We start from the raw sequence: 19,383 nt of genomic DNA, 5'->3' as shown, positions 1-19,383 counted from the left end.
GGTCGCGCCTGGCGACCTAGTCGTCCCAGAACAGCCGTGCCACTGTGTTGCTCGCGCGGCGGGTGGTGCGCAGGTAGTCGTCGGAGAACCGGCCGGACTCGCCGGGCGGGTAGCCGCAGATGTGCGCGACCGCGGCGAGGTCCCGGGGATCCTGCGGCAACGAGTCGCTCGCCCGGCCGCGGACCAGCATGATCGCGTTCCGGATCCGGCTGGCCAGCTCCCAGGCGGCGCTCAACGTGTCCGCCTCGGTCGGGTCGACGAGGCCGGCGTCCACGCCGGCCCGCAGCGCCGCCAGCGTCCGCGTCGTCTTCAGGCTCGGGACCCGGTGCGCCTCCCGCAACTGGAGGAGCTGGACAGTCCACTCGATGTCGGCCAGACCGCCGCGGCCGAGCTTCGTGTGCGTGCTCGGATCGGCGCCACGGGGCAACCGCTCGGCGTCGACCCGCGCCTTGATCCGCCGGATCTCCCGCACGTCGCGCTCGCTGATCCCGTGCTCCGGATAGCGCAGCGGGTCGATCAGGTCACGGAACGACTGACACAGGTCCGCGTCGCCGCACAACGGGTCCGCCCGCAGGAGCGCCTGCGCCTCCCACACCGCCGACCAGCGCGCGTAGTACTGCGCGTACGACGCCAGCGTCCGGACCAGCGGACCCTGCCGTCCCTCGGGCCGTAGGTCCGCGTCGATCGCGACCGCCGGATCTGCACCGGGCAGCGCCAGCATCCGTCGCAGCTCGGTCGCCGCCTGGGTCGCGAAGTCCGTCGCCTTCTTCTCGTCCGCGCCCGGGAGCGGGTCGTGCACGAACATCACGTCCGCGTCGCTGCCGTACCCGAGTTCGTGCCCACCGAACCGGCCCATCGCGACGATCGACATCCGGGTCGGCTCCGGTTCGCCCTTCGCGACCGCTTTCCGGGCCACCTCGAGCGCCGTCGTCAAGGTCCCGACCGACACCTTGGTGAGCGACTCGCCGACGGTCTCCACGTCCAGCAGACCGGACAGGTCCGCAGCGGCGATCCGGAACAACTCGCGGCGCCGTACCGCACGGATCGCCGCCACCGCGGCCTCCGGCGCATCCTGACGGCGGGCGGCCGCGGACATCTCCGTGACCAGCGCTTCCTGGGTCCGCGGCGTCAGCTCGCGCTCGTCGGCGAGCATCGCGGTCGCCTCCGGTGCGCGTTGCAGGAGATCGACGGCGTACCGGCCGCTGGCCAGCAGGTGTGCGAGTCGCTCGGCCGACGCGCCCTCGTCGCGCAACTGGCGCAGGTACCACGGGGTCGAACCGAGCGCGTCCGAGATCGTGCGGAACGCGAGCAGGCCGGCGTCCGGCGCGGGCGACTCGGCGAACCACCCGAGCATCGCCGGCAGCAACGCCTTCTGGATCGACGACCGCCGCGACACCCCCTCGGACAGGGCCTCGATGTGCCGCAGCGCCGACGCGGGATCGGCGTACCCGAGCGCGGTCAGTCGTTGCTTCGCCGCCTCCGGTGTCAGCCGCACCTCGCCGCCCGGGATCCGCGCGACCGCCGCGAGCAGCGGCCGGTAGAACAGCTTCTCGTGCAGCCGCCGCACCTCGAGCGCGTGCTTCTTCCAGGCCGCGGTGAGGTCGGTGACCGGGTTCTTGGTGAACCCGAGCGACCGGCCGAGCCGCCGCAGGTCCTCCTCGTCGTCCGGCACCTGATGGGTACGGCGCAGGCGGTACAGCTGGATGCGGTGCTCCATCGACCGCAGGAAGCGGTACGCGTCCGCGAGCACGGCGCCGTCGGTGCGGCCGACGTACCCGTTGTAGGTCAGCGCCTCGAGCGCGACCAGCGTCGTACCGCTGCGGACCGATTCGTCGCTGCGGCCGTGCACGAGCTGCAGCAGCTGTACGGCGAACTCGACATCGCGCAGGCCACCGGGACCGAGCTTCAGCTGCCGGTCGACGTCCGCGGCCGGGATGTGGTCGACGACGCGTCGGCGCATCGCCTGGACGTCGGCGACGAAGCCGTCGCGGTCGGCTGCCGACCACGCCAGCTTGCCGACCTTCTCGGCGTACTCGCGACCCAGCACGGCGTCGCCCGCGACCGGGCGGGCCTTCAGCAACGCCTGGAACTCCCAGGTCTTCGCCCAGCGCTGGTAGTACGCCAGGTGACTGTCGAGGGTGCGGACCAGCGGACCGGACTTGCCTTCCGGACGCAATGCCGCGTCGACCGGCCAGAGCGTGCCCTCGCCGGTGTGCGCCGAACAGATCCGCATCGTGGCCGCCGCCAGCTGGGTCGCGGTCTTCAGCGCCGGTGCCTCGGGTTCACCGTCGTGCGGCTCGGCGACGAACAGGACGTCGACATCGCTGACATAGTTCAGTTCCCGGCCACCACATTTGCCCATGGCAATGATCGCGAGGCGGCAGTCGGCCGCGCCGGGGTGCGCTGCGAAGTACTCGTTGCGGGCGATGTGCAGCGCGGTCTCGAGCGCCCCGCCGGCCAGATCGGCGAGCACTGCGGCGACCTCGTCGACCAGCAGGCCCTCGGCCAGGTCCCGGGCGGCCAGCCGGAGCAGCAGCCGCCGGTACTCGACCCGCAGCGCGTCGACCGGGTTCTCCGCGTCCACCGCGCCGGCGAGCTTCAGTGCCACGTCCTCGAGCGACGGCCGGTTGCCGGTCAGCGCCGGGTCGGCCAGGTCGTACCAGTGCCGCGGGTGCACGCACAGATGCCGCCCGAGCGCCTCGCTCGCGCCGAGGACGAAGACCAGCCGGCGGCGGAAGTCGGCGTCCATCTCGAGCGTGCGGGCGAACGCGGCCACGTCGTACCCGTTCTTGTGCAGCGCCTCCGCCATCCCGCACAAGCCGTGCAGCGCGAGATCCGGGTCGGCCGACTCCGACAGCGTGGTGATCAGTTGCTCGGTCGCCATCGGACTGTGCGAGTCCAGCGCGTCGAGCTCCTCGAGCATCCCCGCCGCCCGCTGCGGGTCCGCGAACCCGAGCCGAACCAGGCGTCCCTCCCACGACCCTCTCCGACCCTCTGCCACCCCCGCAGGCTATCCAACCCGCGCCGGGGGCCGGCGACCGGCCGGTGCGTCCCGAAAGTCTCAACTGGATTGCGGGGAATACACGGTGTCGTGTAGCGGATTCGCTCAGTAGTCGGCATGATGGCGTTCCATGGTCATGATGACGGGGTCGCTCGCCGTGCGAGGCACGGTTGTCTGGTTGACACCCCAGCAGGGCGGGCGAGTGTCCGGACCGCCGGAACCGGACTACGACTACGACTACACGGCGACTGCTTACCTTCCACCACGCACTCCGGAGGACGGCCAGGCCGGGATCGCGGTCAGCCGGTTCGCACCCGGCGCCTGGCGAACGCCCGCCGAGGGGATTCTCGTTCCTCCGAAGGGTCATCGGGCGCAGCAGGTGATCCCGGGATGCATCGTGATCATCACCGAAGGCGTCCGTCCGGTCGGGTTGTTCACCGTAGAGGAGGTGCACGCCCTGGCCGCCGACGGTACGCAGGTGCCCGCGACGACACCGGCGCCCGCGTCGGCTCCGGCGCTGGACGAGGTCACGGGCGCGCCGGAGATTCCGCCGTACCGGCACTCGACGGCTGCTGCTCGGTGGGCCTCGCAGCACTCCTCCGACAGCACTCCCGCTGAGCCGCTCAACGTCTGAACACACTCTGTTGCAATCTGCCTACCCAGTGTTACCTTCAGAAGCGTGCGTCACTGGAAACGAGTTGTCGCAGTCCTCGCCGTCGCCGCGGTAGCACTCCTCGTCGAAGGCTGGGTGGCTCGCGCCCAAGCCGCGCCGACGCTGTTCAAGGGCTGCACGTATACGCGGACCGCGGGCGAGCACGGCCAACCGCCGTACTCGCTGGCGCCGACGCTCGGTCTGGTCAAGGTCACGCTCCGCACGAACCGGGGCGACCTCGTGCTGACCCTCGACCGCGCCAACGCGCCGTGTGCGGTGCACAGCTTCACGCACCTCGCGCTGCGGCGGTTCTTCAACCAGACCCCGTGCCCACGCCACACCCGGGCGATCCTCGAGTGCGGCGTGGGCCGGCCTGGCTACCACTTCGCCGCCGAACTCACCGGCCACGAGACCTACCCGCGCGGCACAGTTGCCCTCAGCAACACCCCTGGTCGCGGCAACTCCAGCGCGTTCTTCATCACGCCTGCGGATGCGCCGCTCTCCCCCACGTCGACCGTTCTCGGCCGAGTTACCACGGGGCAACCGGTGCTGGACCGGCTCACCACGTCCGCGCCCGCCACGCTCCTGGAAGTCCTCATCGGCTGAACTTGAGTGGTTCTGCTCATGTGCGCGAGGTGGTGGCGGCCTGAAGATCTCGGCATGACGAAGAAGATCCAGCCCCAGCAAACCGCCGCCTTCTACGCCCAGGCCGTCGCATCCTTCGGCATCTCGATCACGGCGACGTCGATCGCCCTGGTCTACCTACCGGCCCAGCCCTTGGTACGCGCGTTCCTCGCCCTCGGCCTGCTCTACGTCGTCACGTCCACCGTCGTCCTGTGCAAGGTCGTCCGCGACCGCCAGGAAATCACCGACGTCACCAGCCGAGTGGACCAAGCCCGCCTCGACAAACTCCTCCTCACCGAACACGACCCGTTCAGAGTCGACGGCTGACGCCGCTCACTGCAGAGCGCCGAGATACCTGGCAGGCAGGCGCTCCTCGGACACCCCGGCGTCGCCACGGCGTACCGCATAGGCGGCTGCGTCGGGACGGGAGCTGACGACGTCCCTCAGCCGACCGTTCGTGAAGTGCAAGGCCACGCCGTCCTCGGCTGCATAACCTTCCGGGAACCCGGACTCGACCAAGCCGAGGAACGTGTCGCGCCGCAGCGGCTCGCCGTTGTAGTGCGGGCAGGCGCTGCCGGGCAGGAATCCGAGCCCGTCGGCCAAGGGCCCGCAGCCGTTCACGTCGAACGAGTCCGTCACCGACGCTTCGAACCAGCAGTTCATCCCGGCGCTGATCCCGGCCATCACCACACCAGCGCGATAGGCCTTCTCCAGCGCCACGTCGAGCCCGTGCAGACGCCAGATCGCCAGCAGGTTCGCGGTGTTGCCACCACCGACGTACACGACATCCTGTTCCAGCACGAAGGCGTCGAGATCGGCCACCGACCGCTTGAACAGCGACAGCACCGTCGCCTCCGCCCGCTCCGGCCCGAACGCTGCCAGGAACCGGTCGCCGTACCCCTCGGAGTCCCCACTCGCAGTCGGAACAAAACAGACGCGGGGCTTGCGGTCCGTCGGCACCAGCGAGAGCAGGTAGTCGTCGAGCAACGCGTTGTCAGGCTCCATCGAGAACCCGCCACCACCCAACGCGACAACCTGAGAATCAACCACCGAACCTCCCATCGACTCGTGGCAAAAGGCTTGCACCCCGAACCGCGAGTCGTGAAGAACGGCGGGGTTCCTCAGCCAGAATCCACGACTCGCCGGACAAGCATCTCTTCGGGGCCGCGTTCTGCTCCGGGCACTTTGCGGAGTTCACCTCTCAGAGTGCCCGTTGACCCCTCGTATACCGGTGGCGAACCGGCCAGATTAGGGGTTCACCACCGAACTGACACCGCGTTCCCGAGGCGCGGGGCTGGTGGCTACGACCCGAACGTTCCTTGGTGAGGCACTACAGGACGGGGAGGAGTTTGTTGAGTTCGAAGGGGGTTACCTGGCGGCGGTAGTCCTGCCATTCGGCGCGCTTGTTGCGGAGGAAGAAGTCGAAGACGTGTTCGCCGAGGGTTTCGGCGACGAGTTCGCTGTCCTCCATCGCGCTGATGGCTTCGGCGAGGCTGCCGGGGAGCGGCTTGATGCCGAGGGCCTTGCGTTCGCGGGCGGTGAGCGACCAGATGTCCTCCTCGACCTCGGCCGGCAGCTCGTAGCCTTCCTCGATCCCCTTGAGGCCGGCGGCGAGCATCAGCGCGAAGGCGAGGTAAGGGTTGGCCGCCGAGTCCAGTGACCGGAACTCGACGCGACTCGACTGCCCCTTGTGCGGCTTGTACATCGGCACCCGCACCAGGGCGGACCGGTTGTTGTGACCCCACGAGACGAACGACGGCGCCTCGTCGCCGACGGCCAGCCGCTTGTAGGAGTTCACCCACTGGTTGGTGACCGCGGTGATCTCGGCCGCGTGCTGCAGCAGCCCGGCGATGAACGCCCGTCCGGTCTTCGACAGCTGGTACTGCGCCCCGCCCTCGAAGAACGCGTTCCGGTCACCCTCGAACAGCGACATGTGCGTGTGCATCCCGGAGCCCGGCTGGTCCGACAACGGCTTCGGCATGAACGACGCGTAGATGCCCTGCGACAGCGCCACCTCCTTCACCACGACGCGGAACGTCATGATGTTGTCGGCGGTCGACAGTGCGTCGGCGTACCGCAGGTCGATCTCCTGCTGGCCGGGACCGCCCTCGTGGTGGCTGAACTCGACCGAGATCCCCATCGACTCGAGCATCGTGATCGCCTCGCGGCGGAAGTCGTTGCCGATGCCCTGCGGCGTGTGGTCGAAGTACCCCGAGGAGTCGACCGGCTCCGGCGTCGTGCCGGGCGCGCCGGTCAGCGAGCGGAACAGGTAGAACTCGATCTCAGGGTGCGTGTAGAAGGTGAAGCCGAGGTCGGCCGCCTTCGACAGCGTCCGCTTCAGCACGTGCCGCGGGTCGGCGAACGAGGCGGAGCCGTCCGGCATGTTGATGTCGCAGAACATCCGCGCGGTGCCCATGGTCTCGCCGCGCCACGGCAGGATCTGGAACGTCGACGGGTCCGGCTTGGCGAGCATGTCGGCCTCGGTCACCCGGGCGAACCCCTCGATCGCCGAGCCGTCGAACCCGAGGCCCTCCGCGAACGCGCTCTCCAGCTCCGCCGGCGCCACCGCGACCGACTTCAGGAACCCGAGCACGTCGGTGAACCAGAGCCGCACGAAGCGCACATCGCGCTCCTCCAGCGCGCGCAGCACGAATTCCTGCTGCTTGTCCATCCGGTCCACCTCTCACCCGAGTCTTCGGAACTTCTCACAGTGTGCCCCGCCCTTGTTAAGCAGACGTTACGTGCCAGGGCGGACATCGTGGCGATCAGGGCCTAGCGTGTCCCTTTGTGCAGACGATCTTCCACGCCGCCCTGATCGTGGCGGCGGTCCTCTGCCTCAGCGACCTGATCGTCAGTACGGCGCGCTTCGTGCAGTCGCTGCGGCACCGGCGACCGGCCGAGCGGGACGTACTGGGTCGCCGCTGGCTCCCGATCCCCGAACTCGGGTTCGGGATGTGCGCGTTCTGCTGCCCGGGCCTGGTCACGCTCGGGCTGACGCATCACAACGCCGACAACCTGCCGACCCGGCAGATCCTGCTCGCCGCTTTGGTCTTCGGGTACGCCGGTGCCGTGCTGTCCCGCGTCGTCCGGACCCCGGGACCCGGCGGCCGCCGGTTCAAGCTACGCGCCGGCCTGCTGCTCGGCCTGCCGGCCGTGTTCGGCCTGGTCTTCGGCCTCTCGGGCATCGCGGTCTGAGCCCGCCTTCGGCTCCTTGCGGGACCGGTACCAGGGCACGATCCGCTCCAGTGGCGCGAACGCCAGCCAGCAGACCACCGTCGGCAGGAAGTGGATCAGCAGGATCGCGGTGTTCGCGGCGTGGAACCCGATGAAGAAGAGCGCCCCGAGCAACTGCCACCGGCCCTTCAGCCAGAGGATCACCGGCGAGCAGAACTCCCCGATGATGCCGACCCACTGCATCACGTGCAGCACCCACGGATAGTTGAGCAGCCACTCCCCGACCGGGTGCGGCCGCCGGACGATCGCCCAGGTCAGTACGGCGCTCCCGGGCCAGGTCAGCGCCCACCCGGCACTGCGCAGTTTCGCGACCGCGGACAGGAAGTAAGTCGCGATCACGCAGATCTGGATGCACCGGATCGCCCACCCGGCCGCCTCCGAGCGGGTCTGATCGCCGTACGACGAGAGTCCGCGTCGCGCCGGGGCGACGGTCGGCAGTACCCACAGTGCGATGACAAGGGCGAGATGGTCGTGGTCGACCTTGCCGTCACTCATCCCGATCAGCACCCACCACGTGAACGCCGGCGCGACGATCCAGCCCGCGATCCGCGGGAAGTAGTTCGTCGCACCGATCAGGCAGGCGACGATCAGCACGATGTAGAGCGCGGTGGTGTTCGCCACCGTCGGCTTCGGGAGGTCGAGGAGCCGGGCCAGCAGCAACGGCTGGTAGAGCCCGGGGTGCTCGCCCTTGTCGCGGGTGTCGCGGACGAACGCGTGCATGTCGAGGATGACGAACAGGTACAGGATCGTGCGCAACCACGCGATCCGCGCCAGGGCGATCGCCGGGGTGAACCAACTGGCCGCCCTCATCGACGCACCTCCCAGGTCGCCAGCACCTGGGACGTGGGCGGTCCTTCGACCCGGCCCTTCACCAACTGGGTGGTGTCCCGGATGAGTTCGAGCTTCACGTACTTCGGCTTGTCCGGGTGCTTACGCGCCCACCCGTCCGCGACCTGCTGGAGCAGCGCCGGGTCCTTCACGATCTCTCCGGCCCGCGCCTCGATCTCGGCCCGCGCCACCCCGGCACCCTCGATGTTCAGCGGTACGTCGACCGTCGTACCGGCGTCCGTCACCGCACTCACCCGGGTGAAGTCGATCGCGGCGTCGTCCGGCACCGACATCGCGTACTGCGACATCGGCCCGAACGGCCAGGCGTCGTCGGAGGCCCGGACCGATCCGTTGATCAGCAGCACGATCCCGGCGACCGCGACGAGGACCCGCATCCCCTTGCCGACCCGCCCTAGCCGGACGGCCCCCGGCCGCTCACCTTCAGTCACGTCCGCCATTACATCATTCTGGTTTGGTGCGCTTGCCGGTAGGGAATTTTCTCAAGTATGACCGCCCCAGAAAATATCCAACGTGCCCGGGTGTCCCGGCGTACCCTGCTCGGCGCGAGCGCCGGCGGCGTACTGCTCGGGGGACTCGCCCTGCCCACAGCAGCGCAGGCCGCCCCGGCGCCGCGCTGCTACACGCGCACCGAATGGTCGGCGCGCCCGCCCAAGTCCGCCACCCAGGTGATCGGCAAGCCCGACCACATCGTCATCCACCACACCGCGAGCGCGAACGTCACCGACTACTCGCTCGCGGCGGCGTACAAGGTCCAGCACTGGATCCAGGACCTGCACATGGACACCAACGGCTGGATCGACATCGGCAACCAGCTCACGATCAGCCGCGGTGGATACCTGATGGAGGGCCGGAGCAAGTCGTTGTCGGCGATCAACAACGGGCAGAACGTGCTCGGCGCGCAGACCGCCAACCAGAACAGCCACACGATCGGCATCGAGCACGAGGGCATCTACGTCACCGAGGACGTGACCACCCCGCTGTTCGACATGTCCGTCCTGACCTGCGCCTGGCTGTGCACGAAGTACGGGCTCGATCCGCACGTGGCGATCGTCGGGCACCGCGACTACAACACCACACAGTGCCCCGGTGACGTGTTCTACGCGCGGCTGCCGGAGTTGCGCGATCGCGTCGCGGCGGTTCTCTTCGGCTGATACGTGACCTTGCGGATCAGGAACGGTAGTCGGCCCGGTGAACCTTCGTCGCTGTTCGATAGGCGCATGTACGACGAGGTCCTCACGCAATGGCAGCGTGGATGGTCGGCGTCGCGAGGGTGGACCGACTACCAGCAGGTGGACGACGTGATCGTCGTCCGGATCGGTGAACCGCAACGACGGATCGAATACATCGCCACGGAGATGCACGCGGCCGCGGCGGCGCATCTCGCGCTGACCGATTGCAACCCGCCCGGTACGTCGTGGCTCACGATCGCGACCGGCGATCCGGAGCGGGTCGCGGGTGAGCTCGTGCCGCTGGAGTTCGTCCGCACCGAGTGGTTGATGTCGATCGCGCTGTCCGACCAGGCGAGCTCGCCGGTGCCCGCGCCGTACAAACTCGAGATCATCACGGCGCCGTCGATCGTCGACGTCCACGTCTACGGGTACGGCGAACTCGCCGCCACCGGCCGGATGTCGCTACTCCACACCGGCGCGGTCGCCGACATGATCCAGACCGACCCGGCCCACCGCCGCCGCGGCCTCGCCCGCGCCGTCATGACCGCCCTCACCGAAACCGCCATCACCCACGGCGCAACCCGAGCCCACCTGGCCGCCTCCCCCGAAGGCCGCCCCCTCTACGAATCCCTCGGCTGGACGACCGTCACCCCTCTACTAGTCGCCCGCACCGCAACAACCTCAGCACCATGAGCCAGATCATCGCGTTCACCGGACTCCCCGGCACCGGCAAGTCGACACTCGCCGAGGCGTTGGCGACCGAGACCGGCGTACCGGCGTTCGCCGGCGACTGGTTACTCGGTGCCCTCAGACCGCACGGGGTACTGGGCGGGCTCGACCGGCCGACGTTTCTCGCGATGTATTACGACCTGCTCGGGACTTTGATCAAACGTCAGCTGATGCTGGGTCAGTCGGCGATCGTGGACTGTCTGGTGAGCGAGGAAGTCGCGGCGCGGTGGGAGGCGCTTGCCGCGGAGTACGGCAGCCGGTTGTTGATCGTCGAATGTGTTTGCCGTGACGAAGGGGTGCATCGGAGCCGGCTCGAAGGGCGGCGGCGTGGGATCCCCGGGTGGCATGAAGTGGGGTGGGATCACGTGCTGCGGATGCGGAGTGAGTATGCGCAGTTGGAGCGCGAGCGGCTGACGGTGGATGCGATGGACCCCCTGGCCGGGAACGTCGATCGGGTGCGTGAGTTCATTCGGCGTTCGTAAGAGGTTGGTGACGGACGTGGGGTCGGGCCGGTCGAACCAGTAATGTGCTCCCGTGCCTCAGCTTCGGGTAGCTCTTGCTCAGCTCAACGTGACCGTGGGTGATATCGACGGGAACAGCGACAAGATCGTCGCGTGGACCCGGAACGCGGTCGAGCGAGGCGCGCATGTGGTCGCGTTCCCCGAGCTCGGGCTGACCGGCTACCCGGTGGAGGACCTGGCGCTGCGGGCCTCGTTCGTGGACGCGTCGCAGGCCAACATCAAGACCCTCGCGCAGCGGCTCGCCGACGAAGGGCTCGGCGACATCGTGGTGATCTGCGGGTACCTCGACCGGGCCGGCGGTACGGCGATGGGCATCGACCGCCTCGGCCGCCCGAAGGGCTCCCCCACCAACTCCGCCGCCGTCATCCACCAGGGTCGCGTGGTGACGAGTGCCGTCAAGCACCACCTGCCGAACTACGGCGTGTTCGACGAGTTCCGGCACTTCGTCCCCGGCAACACCCTGCAGGTCGTCCGGATCCACGGCATCGACGTCGCCCTGGTGATCTGCGAGGACCTCTGGCAGGACGGCGGGCCGGTCGCGGTCACCCGCGCGGCAGGTGCCGGTCTGCTGATGGTCGTCAACAGCTCGCCGTACGAGGCGAACAAGGACGACGTCCGCGGTGACCTGGTACGCCGCCGCGCCCGCGAGGCCGGCTGCGCGCTCGCGTACGTCAACCTCGTCGGCGGTCAGGACGAGCTGGTCTTCGACGGCGACTCGCTGATCGCCGACGCCGAGGGCACCGTGTTCGCGCGCGCTCCGCAGTTCGAGCAGGGCAGCATGATCGTCGACCTCGACCTCCCTGCCGCGTCAGGTACTCCGTCCGGCATGCACGAAGGCATCGAGATCGTGCACACCGTCCTGCACGAGGACCCGGTCGCGGAGTACGACGCGATGCCGCCGACCGTCGCACCGCGGCTCAGTGACGAGGCCGAGATGTACGGCGCGATCGTCACCGGCCTGCGTGACTACGTCCAGAAGAACGGCTTCAAGTCGGTCCTGCTCGGGCTGTCCGGCGGCATCGACTCCTCGCTGGTCGCCGCGATCGCCTGCGACGCGATCGGCGCCGAGCACGTGTTCGGGATCTCCAACCCGAGCGTCTACTCCAGTGACCACTCCAAGGACGACGCGGCCGAGCTCGCCGCGCGGACCGGCCTGAACTACCGCGTCGTACCGATCCAGCCGATGGTGCAGCCGTTCCTCGACACGCTCGGGCTGACCGGGCTGGCCGAGGAGAACCTGCAGGCCCGGGTCCGCGCCGTGGTCTGGATGGGACTGTCGAACGCCGACGGCCACCTGGTGCTTGCCTGCGGCAACAAATCGGAGCTGTCCGTCGGGTACTCGACGATCTACGGCGACGCGGTCGGCGGGTACGCGCCGTTGAAGGACGTCCCGAAGACCGTCGTCTGGCGGCTCGCGAAGTGGCGGAACGCGGACGCCGAGGAGAAGGGGCAGCAGCCCCCGATCCCGGAGAACTCGATCGCCAAACCCCCGTCGGCCGAGCTTCGCCCGGGGCAGCAGGACACCGACTCGCTGCCGCCGTACGACCTGCTCGACGACATGCTGGACGACTACGTCGAGCAGGACCGCGGCAGCGCCGAACTGGTCGCCGCCGGGTTCGACACCGAGCTGGTCACGAAGGTGATCCAGCTCGTCGACCGAGCGGAGTACAAGCGCCGGCAGTACCCACCGGGCCCGAAGATCACGCACAAGGCCTTCGGACGGGACCGCCGGTTGCCGATCACCAATGCATGGCGTGAGGACGCACGGAAGGCAGCCGAGCACTGAGCGACTCCTGGCGGTACCGCCCATCCCAAGAATCCACGTGGGGTTCCCCCGAGGACCTGCACGACCGCTCCGGCCTGCCCAAGGAGAGTTACCGGGACAGCTACCAGGACAGTTACCGGGAGGATGTGAGCGATCGCTCACCGACAGGCGGTGGCGCTCACCCTCCGCATCGGTGGGACGATGAAGGCATGGTTGACAACTTCACGTCGGCCGGTACCCAGGGTGACGACGAGGAGCTGCCGTCGCCGTACGGGACCGGACCGAAGAACCGGGCAACCGAGGAGCACCGCCGCTCGGACTACGACGATCCCTGGCGCGAGCACGGCTCCGGACTCGGCCTCGACCCGTCACCGTCGCTGCCGAACGCACCCCGCACGTACGAGCGCGGACCGGTGCCGCAGCAGCCGTACGTTCCCAAGCCGCCGTTCCTGCCGAGCGCGCCACCGCCGCCGGGACAGCCGCCGGCGCGGGGTGAGCGGCAGGAGTACTACGGAGAGTCGCGCGAGGACTCGTACGGACAGGGGTATCAGGAACAGAGCCCGCTTCGGCCCAAGGCGCCGGCCCCGCAGCCCGCACCCGGGGCGCAGCCGCCGCAGGGTCGGCCCAGTCCGTTCGGGCCTGGGTCCGGGAGTAACGGTGCACCGAGCGGTCGGCAGCAGGCGCCGGGTCAACCTGGCAGTCAACCGGCTGGTCAGAGTGGTCAGGCCGGTCCGGGTGGTCAGCAGTCGGTAGGTTCGCCGCCTGGTCAGCAGTCACCTGGTCAGCCGCCGCTTCGGCCGCCGGCGCCGCCGCAGTCGAGCAACGGTGTGACGCCACGGCCGCAGCAGTCGTCGAACGGCAGCACCAACTGGGGCAGCCCCGCACCACAGCCCGGTCCCCCAGCGCAGCCCCAGCCCCCCTCGCAGTCGTCGAGCAACGGCCTGAACCACGGCTCGAGCAACGGGTCGAGTAATGGGTCGAGTAATGGGCTGGGTCATGGTGTGAGTAATGGGTTGAGCCCGCAGCAGCCGCCGCGGCCGCCGCAGCGCCTGCAGCCTCCCGAACCCACCCGTGGCCACGACGCAGGACGTGAGCAAGAGCCCGGCCGCGGGCAGGATCCCGTCCGCCGCCACGAGCCAGGCCCGGGCCCTGAGCCCGTCTGGGGCCACGACCCGGCGCGCAACCACGAGCCCCCGCGAGAGCACGACACCTCGCGCGGTCAGGAGCCGACGCGAGCACGCGAGCCCGCTCAGGAAGTGCAGCGGCAGGAAGCTGCGCAGCGACGTCAAGAGATGCAACGGCAAGAGGTTGGGGACGTGTCGGCTGGGCCGGTCGAGTCGCCGACTGTGACGGCCTACCTGCCGGAGATGATTGACGCTCACCAGCAGGAGCAGGCGGGGCGGGACAACGGGTATCCGTCCGACCCGAGCGCTGAGTACGAGAGCAACGCTCCGGTGAGCGAGGAAGCTGGTGCGACGCGGCGCTCGGTGGGTGCCCGTCGGCGCGCGGGTGTGCAGCAGGACGCGCCGAGTCAGGTACAGGCCGAGCAGGTCACCTCACATCGCGCGGCTCGACGGGCCCAAGCATCCGCGAGCCCCACTCCCGACCAAACCGCCGGCACTTCGAGCGCACCGGCCGGACCGAATGCGTCTGCCGCTGGGCCGAGCGCGCCGGTCGCCGGGCAGGCCGCGTCCGCGGGGACTGCCGCTGCGGCGAACGTGCCGGCAGGTGAGGGTGCAGTGAGTGCAGGCCACAAGCGGCCGCGGCGGTATCGGGTGCATCATCTGCGGGACTTCAAGAACCGTGGTGAGAAGTGGGCGATGCTGACGGCGTACGACCAGTACACCGCCGAGATCTTCGACCAGGCCGGGATCCCGGTCCTGCTCGTCGGCGACTCCGCCGCCAACAACGTCTACGGCTACGACACCACCCTTCGAGTCACCGTCGACGAGCTCATCCCACTGGCGCGTGCCGTGGCGAGCGCCGTCGATCGGGCGCTCGTCGTCGCGGACCTCCCGTTCGGTTCGTACCAGGCGTCACCCGAGCAGGCCTTCCACACCGCTGTGCGGTTCATGAAGGAGGCCGGCGTGCACGCGGTGAAGCTCGAAGGTGGGCGCACCGTCGTACCGATGGTGGAGAAGCTGACCCAGTCCGGCATCCCGGTGATGGCGCATATCGGTTTCACGCCGCAGAGTGAGCACAGCATCGGCGGGTACCGCGTCCAGGGCCGTGGTGATCAGGCCGCGGCGCTGATCGACGACGCGGTCGCGCTCGCCGAGGCCGGTGCCTTCTCGGTGGTCCTCGAGATGGTCCCCGGGGACGTGGCCGCCGAGATCACCAAGCGGGTCCCGATCCCGACCATCGGCATCGGCGCCGGTCGCGACACCGACGCCCAGGTGCTGGTCTGGCAGGACATGGCCGGCCTGCGATCCGGCACGATGCCGCGCTTCGTCAAGCAGTACGCCGATCTGCGCGGCATCCTCACCAGTGCGGCAGCGACGTACGCCGCCGAGGTGGCGTCGGGTGCCTTCCCGGGAGACGAACACACCTTCTGACGCGACTCCCCGTACCACCCCGGTAGCTGTCCGAGAACTGTTCCGGCGCAGCGGGCCGACCTCTTGTCCGACCACCATCGCGGGTTCACGATGTTGGCGGCAAAGGGGAGGCCGATCATGATCCGTCGATTCGTTGTTGCCGTGGGGGTTTCGTTCGCGCTGGTGGCCGGGACGCTGAGTACGTTGCCGACCGCGAGCGCCGTACCGGCTCGGTCGCAGCCGGCGAGTTACACGCCGTCTCCGATCAAGTGGGGGGCGTGTACCGCGCCGAGCCTGGTGAAGCGTAAGGCTCAATGTGGGTTCGTCGAAGTGCCACTCGACTACAGCCGGCCGGGTGGGCGGAAGATCCAGCTGGCGGTGTCGCGGATCGTGCACAAGGCCGGCGTCAAACCGCAGGGTCCGATGCTGGTCAACCCAGGTGGACCGGGTGGGTCCGGTCTGACGCTCGCGGTCCTCGGTGAGTTCGTGCCGAACCACGCCGGCGACGCGTACGACTGGATCGGTTTCGACCCGCGCGGGGTGGGCTCGAGCAAGCCGTCGCTGAGCTGCATCCCGGACTACGCCGGGTACAACCGGCCGCCGTACGTCCCCGTGACGCGCGGGATCGAGCGGGCCTGGACGCTACGCTCCAAGGCCTACGCCACGGCGTGTGGCAAGGCCGGTGGCGCGTTGCTCGGGCACCTCACCAGTCTCGACACCGTGCGCGACATGGAGAGCATCCGCAAGGCGCTCGGTGCCTCGCAGATCAACTACTACGGGTTCTCCTACGGCACGTACCTCGGTCAGGTGTACGGCACGCTGTACCCGAACCGCCTGCGTCGCGCCGTCTTCGACGGCGTCGTGAACGCCAAGCGCATCTGGTACCAGGCCAACCTCGACCAGGACTTCGCGTTCAACAAGAGCATCAAGGTGTACTTCGCGTACGTCGCCGCGCACAACTCCACGTGGCACCTCGGCACCACCGAGGCCGCGGTCGAGCGCCTGTACTACGCCGAACTGCACCGGCTCAACGGCCACCCGGCCGGCGGCAAGATCGGACCCGCCGAGTGGACCGACATCTTCACGCAGGCGGCCTACTACGTCTACGGCTGGGTGGACATCTCCAACGCGTTCGCCGCCTGGATCCACAAGCACGACGCGGCCGGGCTGATCGCGCTGTACGGTACGCCGCCGTTCGACGACAACGGCTACGCGATCTATCTCGGCGTGCAATGCACCGACACCCAGTGGCCGACCGATGCGGCGGCCGTACGCCGGGACAACTGGCGGACCTACTTCAAGGCACCGTTCCTGACCTGGTCCAACGCCTGGTTCAACGCACCGTGCCAGTTCTGGCCGGCCAAGGCGAGCCACCCGGTGAAGGTCAACGGCAGCCGGGTCAAGAGCCTCTTGCTGATCAACGAGACGCTGGACGCGGCGACGCCGTACTCCGGTGCTCTGCAGACCCGCAAGACGTTCCCGAACTCGGTTCTGATCGAGGGGGTCGGCGGAACCACGCACGCCGGATCGCTGTCCGGTGTGGCGTGTACCGACGACCGCATCGCGGCGTACCTGCAGACCGGTGCGCTGCCGCCACGACGGCCGGGTAACCGCTCCGACGTCAAGTGCCCGCCGGTTCCTGCTCCGCAGCCGACGAGTTCCGCGGCGGCTGCGAGTTCCGGCAGCGCCAAGGCGGCTGTGCGGCAGGCGCTCAGCCTCTCAAATCCACGGGAGGGCTGAGCGCTCGGTCCAGTACTCCTCGGGCTGCTGGGCGAACTCGCTGAGCGGGCCGTCCACGCGGTACGCGAGGTTGCTGGACAGTTGAGCGGCAGTGGTGGCTCCGCTGAGGACGATGTCGGCCCAAGGCTGAGCCACCGCGGCGCCGATGGCCAACGCGTCGGGAGCGACGCCGTGCTGGTGAGCAAACTCGTTGAACGGGGTCTCACCAGCACGGGCCGTCAGGCGGCCGTTGGCGACCGCTTCCTTGACGACGACGAACCATCCGGCGTCGTGCGCTTCGGCGAGCGCCGGGCCGGCCGACGGGTCGAGGACGTTCCAGGTGGCCTGTACGGCGGAGAACGGCGTACTGCCGGACAGCGCCTTGCGGAGCGTCTCGGCCTGGCGCGGGCCGCTCGTCGACAGACCGACGCGAACACCGGAGCCGGCGAGTTCACGCAGCCGGTCGAGCAAGCGCTTGTCCTCCAGCGCAGGACTGTCGGTGGTGAGGCTGTGCACCAGATAGAAGTCCGGCGGTCCGCCGAGCGCCTGCAGGGTCTCGGGCCACTGCCGTTCGAACGTGTCGAGGCTGTGGTCCTTCACCTCGTGCGTGTCGACGTCGTGCCGCCAGTCGGCGACGTACGTGTAGCCCCACTTGGAGCCGATGGTGAGTTCGGCCCGCCGCTGCGCAGTGATCCATTCGCCGAGGAACTTCTCGGCGAGCCCGTACGAACGCGCGGCGTCGAAGTACCGGACACCGGCCTGCCAGGCCTGCTCCAGCAGTTCGTGGGTCCGCACCCGCAGGTCCTCGACCGCGCGCCCGGCCGGCAGGTCCTCGTCGTGCCCGAGGTTGATGTAACCGGGCCGCCCCACCGCGGCCAGACCGAGACCAATACGTGCCATGCCTTCGATCGTAGATGTCGTCAGCAACCATGTCTGACACCGTCGGACACTGCCGGACACTGCCGGACACCGTCGGACACTGCCAGGCGCTGTGAGACGCGCCGCACGGCTCGACGCGGTGACTGCTCCGTCCCTTAGCGTTTTGTGGTGTGAGCGAATCCCAGTTGCCACCACCAGGAACGGTCCGGCACCGTACGACGGCCCGCGTGCTGCCGGTGCGGCCGGACGGCAAGGTGCTGCTGCTGCACGGCTGGGACCCGCTGAAGCCACAGACGCCGTACTGGTTCACGATCGGTGGTGGCGTCGAAGCCGGCGAGACGATCGCCGAGGCCGCGCGCCGTGAGTTGCGCGAAGAGGTCGGCATCGTGCTGGCAACGGACGCCCTCGGTGCACCGGTCGCGACGAACACGATCGAATTCGAGTGGGGCGGGTGCCGCATCGTCCAGCAGCAGACGTTCTTCGCGGTCGCGGTCGACCGGGTCGACGTGACGTTCGCGAACCAGGAGGAGCTCGAGCAGCAGACCATCAGCGCCCACGGCTGGTGGTACGGCGACGACCTCGAGGCGACCGGTCAGGCCGCGCACGTGACGATCCCCGGTCTGCTCCGTCAGGCCGCCGACGCGATCACGCTGCGCCGGGCCTCCTGAGTCAGCGCGCCCGCGCCTCCTTGAGGACCTTCTTCGGCACCTTCTTGTCCACCTTGTAGTGCTCGCGATCGATCCGCTCGGCGCACCCGGCCTTGGACAGGCGCAGCAGGACCACCGGGCACTTCTTGCACCTCGGCTTGTCCTTGCAGCACTTCTTCTTCGCGGTCATCGACGGCACGCCGCAAGAGTAGGTGAGGCATACCTAACCGTCTAGATGACCCAGCAGGGATCGTGGCGGACGTCACGCCAACTGTCCGGTCAGCAGTTCTCGTGCCTCGACCAGCGACGGGCCGTACCAGGTAAGGTGCCGGCCCGACACCCAGCGCGCGGGTTTCGCGAACGCCTCCGGGCCGTCGTCCGGAGAAAACGCATAAGGCTCGTCCGGCAACACCACGACGTCGTACTCCGGTAACGCATCCGGAGCGAATCGCGGATAACGTTCACCGGATTCTCCGAACACGTTGTCGATGCCGATCCGGGACAGCAGATCACCGGCGAACGTATCCCGTCCCAACGCCATCCACGGCCGCCGCCAGATCGGTATCACGGCCCGCCGCCGCATTCCGTCGTACGGCGAACTCCACACCGCACGTGCTTGCGACAACCACGGCGGCTCGTCGCCGATGATCGCGGACAGCATGCGATCGAGTGAGTCGAGTGATTCCGGCACGGTGGCCGGCGCCGTCACCCAGACCGCGATTCCACTGCGCCGCAACGTGTCGAGATCGACCGCGCGATTCTCTTCGGCGTTCGCGACGACGACGTCCGGTACGAGTTCCCGGATGCGTTCGACATCCGGGTTCTTGGTGCCGCGAACACGCACCACGTCGAGGTCCGCGGGATGCGTACACCAGTCGGTCGCACCAACGATTTTCTCCGGATGCGTGGCCGCGATCGACTCCGTCAACGACGGCACGATGCTCACCACGCGACGTACGTCGGCGGGTAGTTCGACGACGTCGTGGAGGTCGTCGTACACGCTCTTCATCGGCTCTTCGCACCTCGTCTTCGCAGGACGTTGCCGAGGACAACACTCGCC

At 68.8% G+C, this 19,383-nt stretch carries 19 protein-coding genes; 11 read left to right on the top strand and 8 right to left on the bottom strand.

What is annotated here, in order from left to right; translation table 11 throughout:
- Positions 1 to 16: 16 nt before the first annotated feature.
- Complete coding sequence (locus tag ACFYRH_RS11570) at positions 17 to 2,923, bottom strand: bifunctional [glutamine synthetase] adenylyltransferase/[glutamine synthetase]-adenylyl-L-tyrosine phosphorylase (RefSeq protein ID WP_387775239.1); 2,907 nt, start codon at positions 2,921 to 2,923, stop codon at positions 17 to 19.
- Positions 2,924 to 3,131: 208 nt separating this feature from the next.
- Between ACFYRH_RS11570 and ACFYRH_RS11565 the strand changes: the two genes are divergently transcribed.
- Genes ACFYRH_RS11565 through ACFYRH_RS11555 form a run of 3 tightly spaced genes read left to right on the top strand, consistent with a single transcriptional unit; the run spans position 3,132 to position 4,604 of the window.
- A complete protein-coding gene (locus tag ACFYRH_RS11565) occupies positions 3,132 to 3,635 on the top strand; it encodes a hypothetical protein (RefSeq protein ID WP_387772003.1) in 504 nt (167 codons plus the stop codon).
- A gap of 45 nt (positions 3,636 to 3,680) precedes the next feature.
- Complete coding sequence (locus tag ACFYRH_RS11560; RefSeq protein WP_387772000.1) at positions 3,681 to 4,259, top strand: peptidylprolyl isomerase; 579 nt, start codon at positions 3,681 to 3,683, stop codon at positions 4,257 to 4,259.
- Between the two features lie 54 nt (positions 4,260 to 4,313).
- Complete coding sequence (locus tag ACFYRH_RS11555) at positions 4,314 to 4,604, top strand: YiaA/YiaB family inner membrane protein (RefSeq protein WP_387771997.1); 291 nt, start codon at positions 4,314 to 4,316, stop codon at positions 4,602 to 4,604.
- A 6-nt stretch (positions 4,605 to 4,610) separates the two neighbouring features.
- Here the strand turns inward: ACFYRH_RS11555 and ACFYRH_RS11550 are convergent, their stop codons facing one another.
- Positions 4,611 to 5,327 (bottom strand): Type 1 glutamine amidotransferase-like domain-containing protein, encoded by a 717-nt coding sequence (locus ACFYRH_RS11550; RefSeq protein WP_387771994.1) that lies wholly within the window; start codon positions 5,325 to 5,327, stop codon positions 4,611 to 4,613.
- A 280-nt stretch (positions 5,328 to 5,607) separates the two neighbouring features.
- Positions 5,608 to 6,948 (bottom strand): type I glutamate--ammonia ligase, encoded by a 1,341-nt coding sequence (gene glnA, locus ACFYRH_RS11545; RefSeq protein WP_387771991.1) that lies wholly within the window; start codon positions 6,946 to 6,948, stop codon positions 5,608 to 5,610.
- Positions 6,949 to 7,064: 116 nt separating this feature from the next.
- On the opposite strand from glnA, the gene ACFYRH_RS11540 reads away from it, so the two are divergent.
- Positions 7,065 to 7,472, top strand: coding sequence for a hypothetical protein (locus ACFYRH_RS11540; RefSeq protein ID WP_387771988.1), 408 nt, complete (start codon positions 7,065 to 7,067; stop codon positions 7,470 to 7,472).
- Here the strand turns inward: ACFYRH_RS11540 and ACFYRH_RS11535 are convergent.
- Together ACFYRH_RS11535 and ACFYRH_RS11530 are read right to left on the bottom strand one after the other, a co-directional pair.
- Complete coding sequence (locus tag ACFYRH_RS11535; RefSeq protein WP_387771985.1) at positions 7,398 to 8,321, bottom strand: hypothetical protein; 924 nt, start codon at positions 8,319 to 8,321, stop codon at positions 7,398 to 7,400. The genes ACFYRH_RS11540 and ACFYRH_RS11535 overlap by 75 nt on opposite strands.
- Entirely contained in the window at positions 8,318 to 8,797 is a 480-nt protein-coding gene (locus ACFYRH_RS11530; protein ID WP_387771982.1) for a hypothetical protein, read from the bottom strand. The genes ACFYRH_RS11535 and ACFYRH_RS11530 overlap by 4 nt, the downstream gene beginning before the upstream one ends.
- 81 nt (positions 8,798 to 8,878) lie before the next feature.
- On the opposite strand from ACFYRH_RS11530, the gene ACFYRH_RS11525 reads away from it, so the two are divergent.
- The 6 genes from ACFYRH_RS11525 (at position 8,879) to ACFYRH_RS11500 (ending at position 16,818) form a co-directional block, all read left to right on the top strand.
- Complete coding sequence (locus tag ACFYRH_RS11525; protein WP_387771979.1) at positions 8,879 to 9,511, top strand: peptidoglycan recognition family protein; 633 nt, start codon at positions 8,879 to 8,881, stop codon at positions 9,509 to 9,511.
- Positions 9,512 to 9,577: 66 nt separating this feature from the next.
- Positions 9,578 to 10,222 (top strand): GNAT family N-acetyltransferase, encoded by a 645-nt coding sequence (locus ACFYRH_RS11520; protein WP_387771976.1) that lies wholly within the window; start codon positions 9,578 to 9,580, stop codon positions 10,220 to 10,222.
- Positions 10,219 to 10,740: an AAA family ATPase gene (locus ACFYRH_RS11515; protein WP_387771973.1), complete on the top strand. Its 522-nt coding sequence runs from the start codon at positions 10,219 to 10,221 to the stop codon at positions 10,738 to 10,740. Before ACFYRH_RS11520 ends, ACFYRH_RS11515 begins: the two co-directional genes overlap by 4 nt.
- A 52-nt stretch (positions 10,741 to 10,792) precedes the next feature.
- A complete protein-coding gene (locus ACFYRH_RS11510) occupies positions 10,793 to 12,565 on the top strand; it encodes an NAD+ synthase (RefSeq protein ID WP_387771970.1) in 1,773 nt (590 codons plus the stop codon).
- Positions 12,566 to 13,860: 1,295 nt separating this feature from the next.
- Positions 13,861 to 15,099, top strand: a complete 1,239-nt coding sequence (panB, locus tag ACFYRH_RS11505; RefSeq protein ID WP_387771967.1) for a 3-methyl-2-oxobutanoate hydroxymethyltransferase — start codon at positions 13,861 to 13,863, stop codon at positions 15,097 to 15,099.
- A gap of 117 nt (positions 15,100 to 15,216) precedes the next feature.
- Positions 15,217 to 16,818 carry an alpha/beta fold hydrolase gene (locus tag ACFYRH_RS11500; RefSeq protein WP_387771964.1) on the top strand — a complete coding sequence of 534 codons (1,602 nt, stop codon included), beginning with the start codon at positions 15,217 to 15,219 and terminating at the stop codon, positions 16,816 to 16,818.
- Here ACFYRH_RS11500 and ACFYRH_RS11495 read toward each other — a convergent pair.
- Positions 16,798 to 17,697 (bottom strand): aldo/keto reductase, encoded by a 900-nt coding sequence (locus tag ACFYRH_RS11495; RefSeq protein ID WP_387771961.1) that lies wholly within the window; start codon positions 17,695 to 17,697, stop codon positions 16,798 to 16,800. The two genes, ACFYRH_RS11500 and ACFYRH_RS11495, sit on opposite strands and share 21 nt — an antisense overlap.
- 149 nt (positions 17,698 to 17,846) lie before the next feature.
- On the opposite strand from ACFYRH_RS11495, the gene ACFYRH_RS11490 reads away from it, so the two are divergent.
- Positions 17,847 to 18,344 (top strand): NUDIX hydrolase, encoded by a 498-nt coding sequence (locus tag ACFYRH_RS11490; protein WP_387771958.1) that lies wholly within the window; start codon positions 17,847 to 17,849, stop codon positions 18,342 to 18,344.
- A gap of 1 nt (position 18,345) precedes the next feature.
- Here the strand turns inward: ACFYRH_RS11490 and ACFYRH_RS11485 are convergent, their stop codons facing one another.
- Together ACFYRH_RS11485 and ACFYRH_RS11480 are read right to left on the bottom strand one after the other, a co-directional pair.
- Positions 18,346 to 18,522 carry a hypothetical protein gene (locus ACFYRH_RS11485; RefSeq protein WP_387775318.1) on the bottom strand — a complete coding sequence of 59 codons (177 nt, stop codon included), beginning with the start codon at positions 18,520 to 18,522 and terminating at the stop codon, positions 18,346 to 18,348.
- Between the two features lie 63 nt (positions 18,523 to 18,585).
- Positions 18,586 to 19,332: a helical backbone metal receptor gene (locus ACFYRH_RS11480; protein WP_387771955.1), complete on the bottom strand. Its 747-nt coding sequence runs from the start codon at positions 19,330 to 19,332 to the stop codon at positions 18,586 to 18,588.
- Positions 19,333 to 19,383: the final 51 nt, after the last annotated feature.

The organism is Kribbella sp. NPDC004875, from assembly GCF_042873375.1.
GTDB lineage: Bacteria > Actinomycetota > Actinomycetes > Propionibacteriales > Kribbellaceae > Kribbella.
This window is presented reverse-complemented; position numbering and strand designations above follow the sequence as displayed.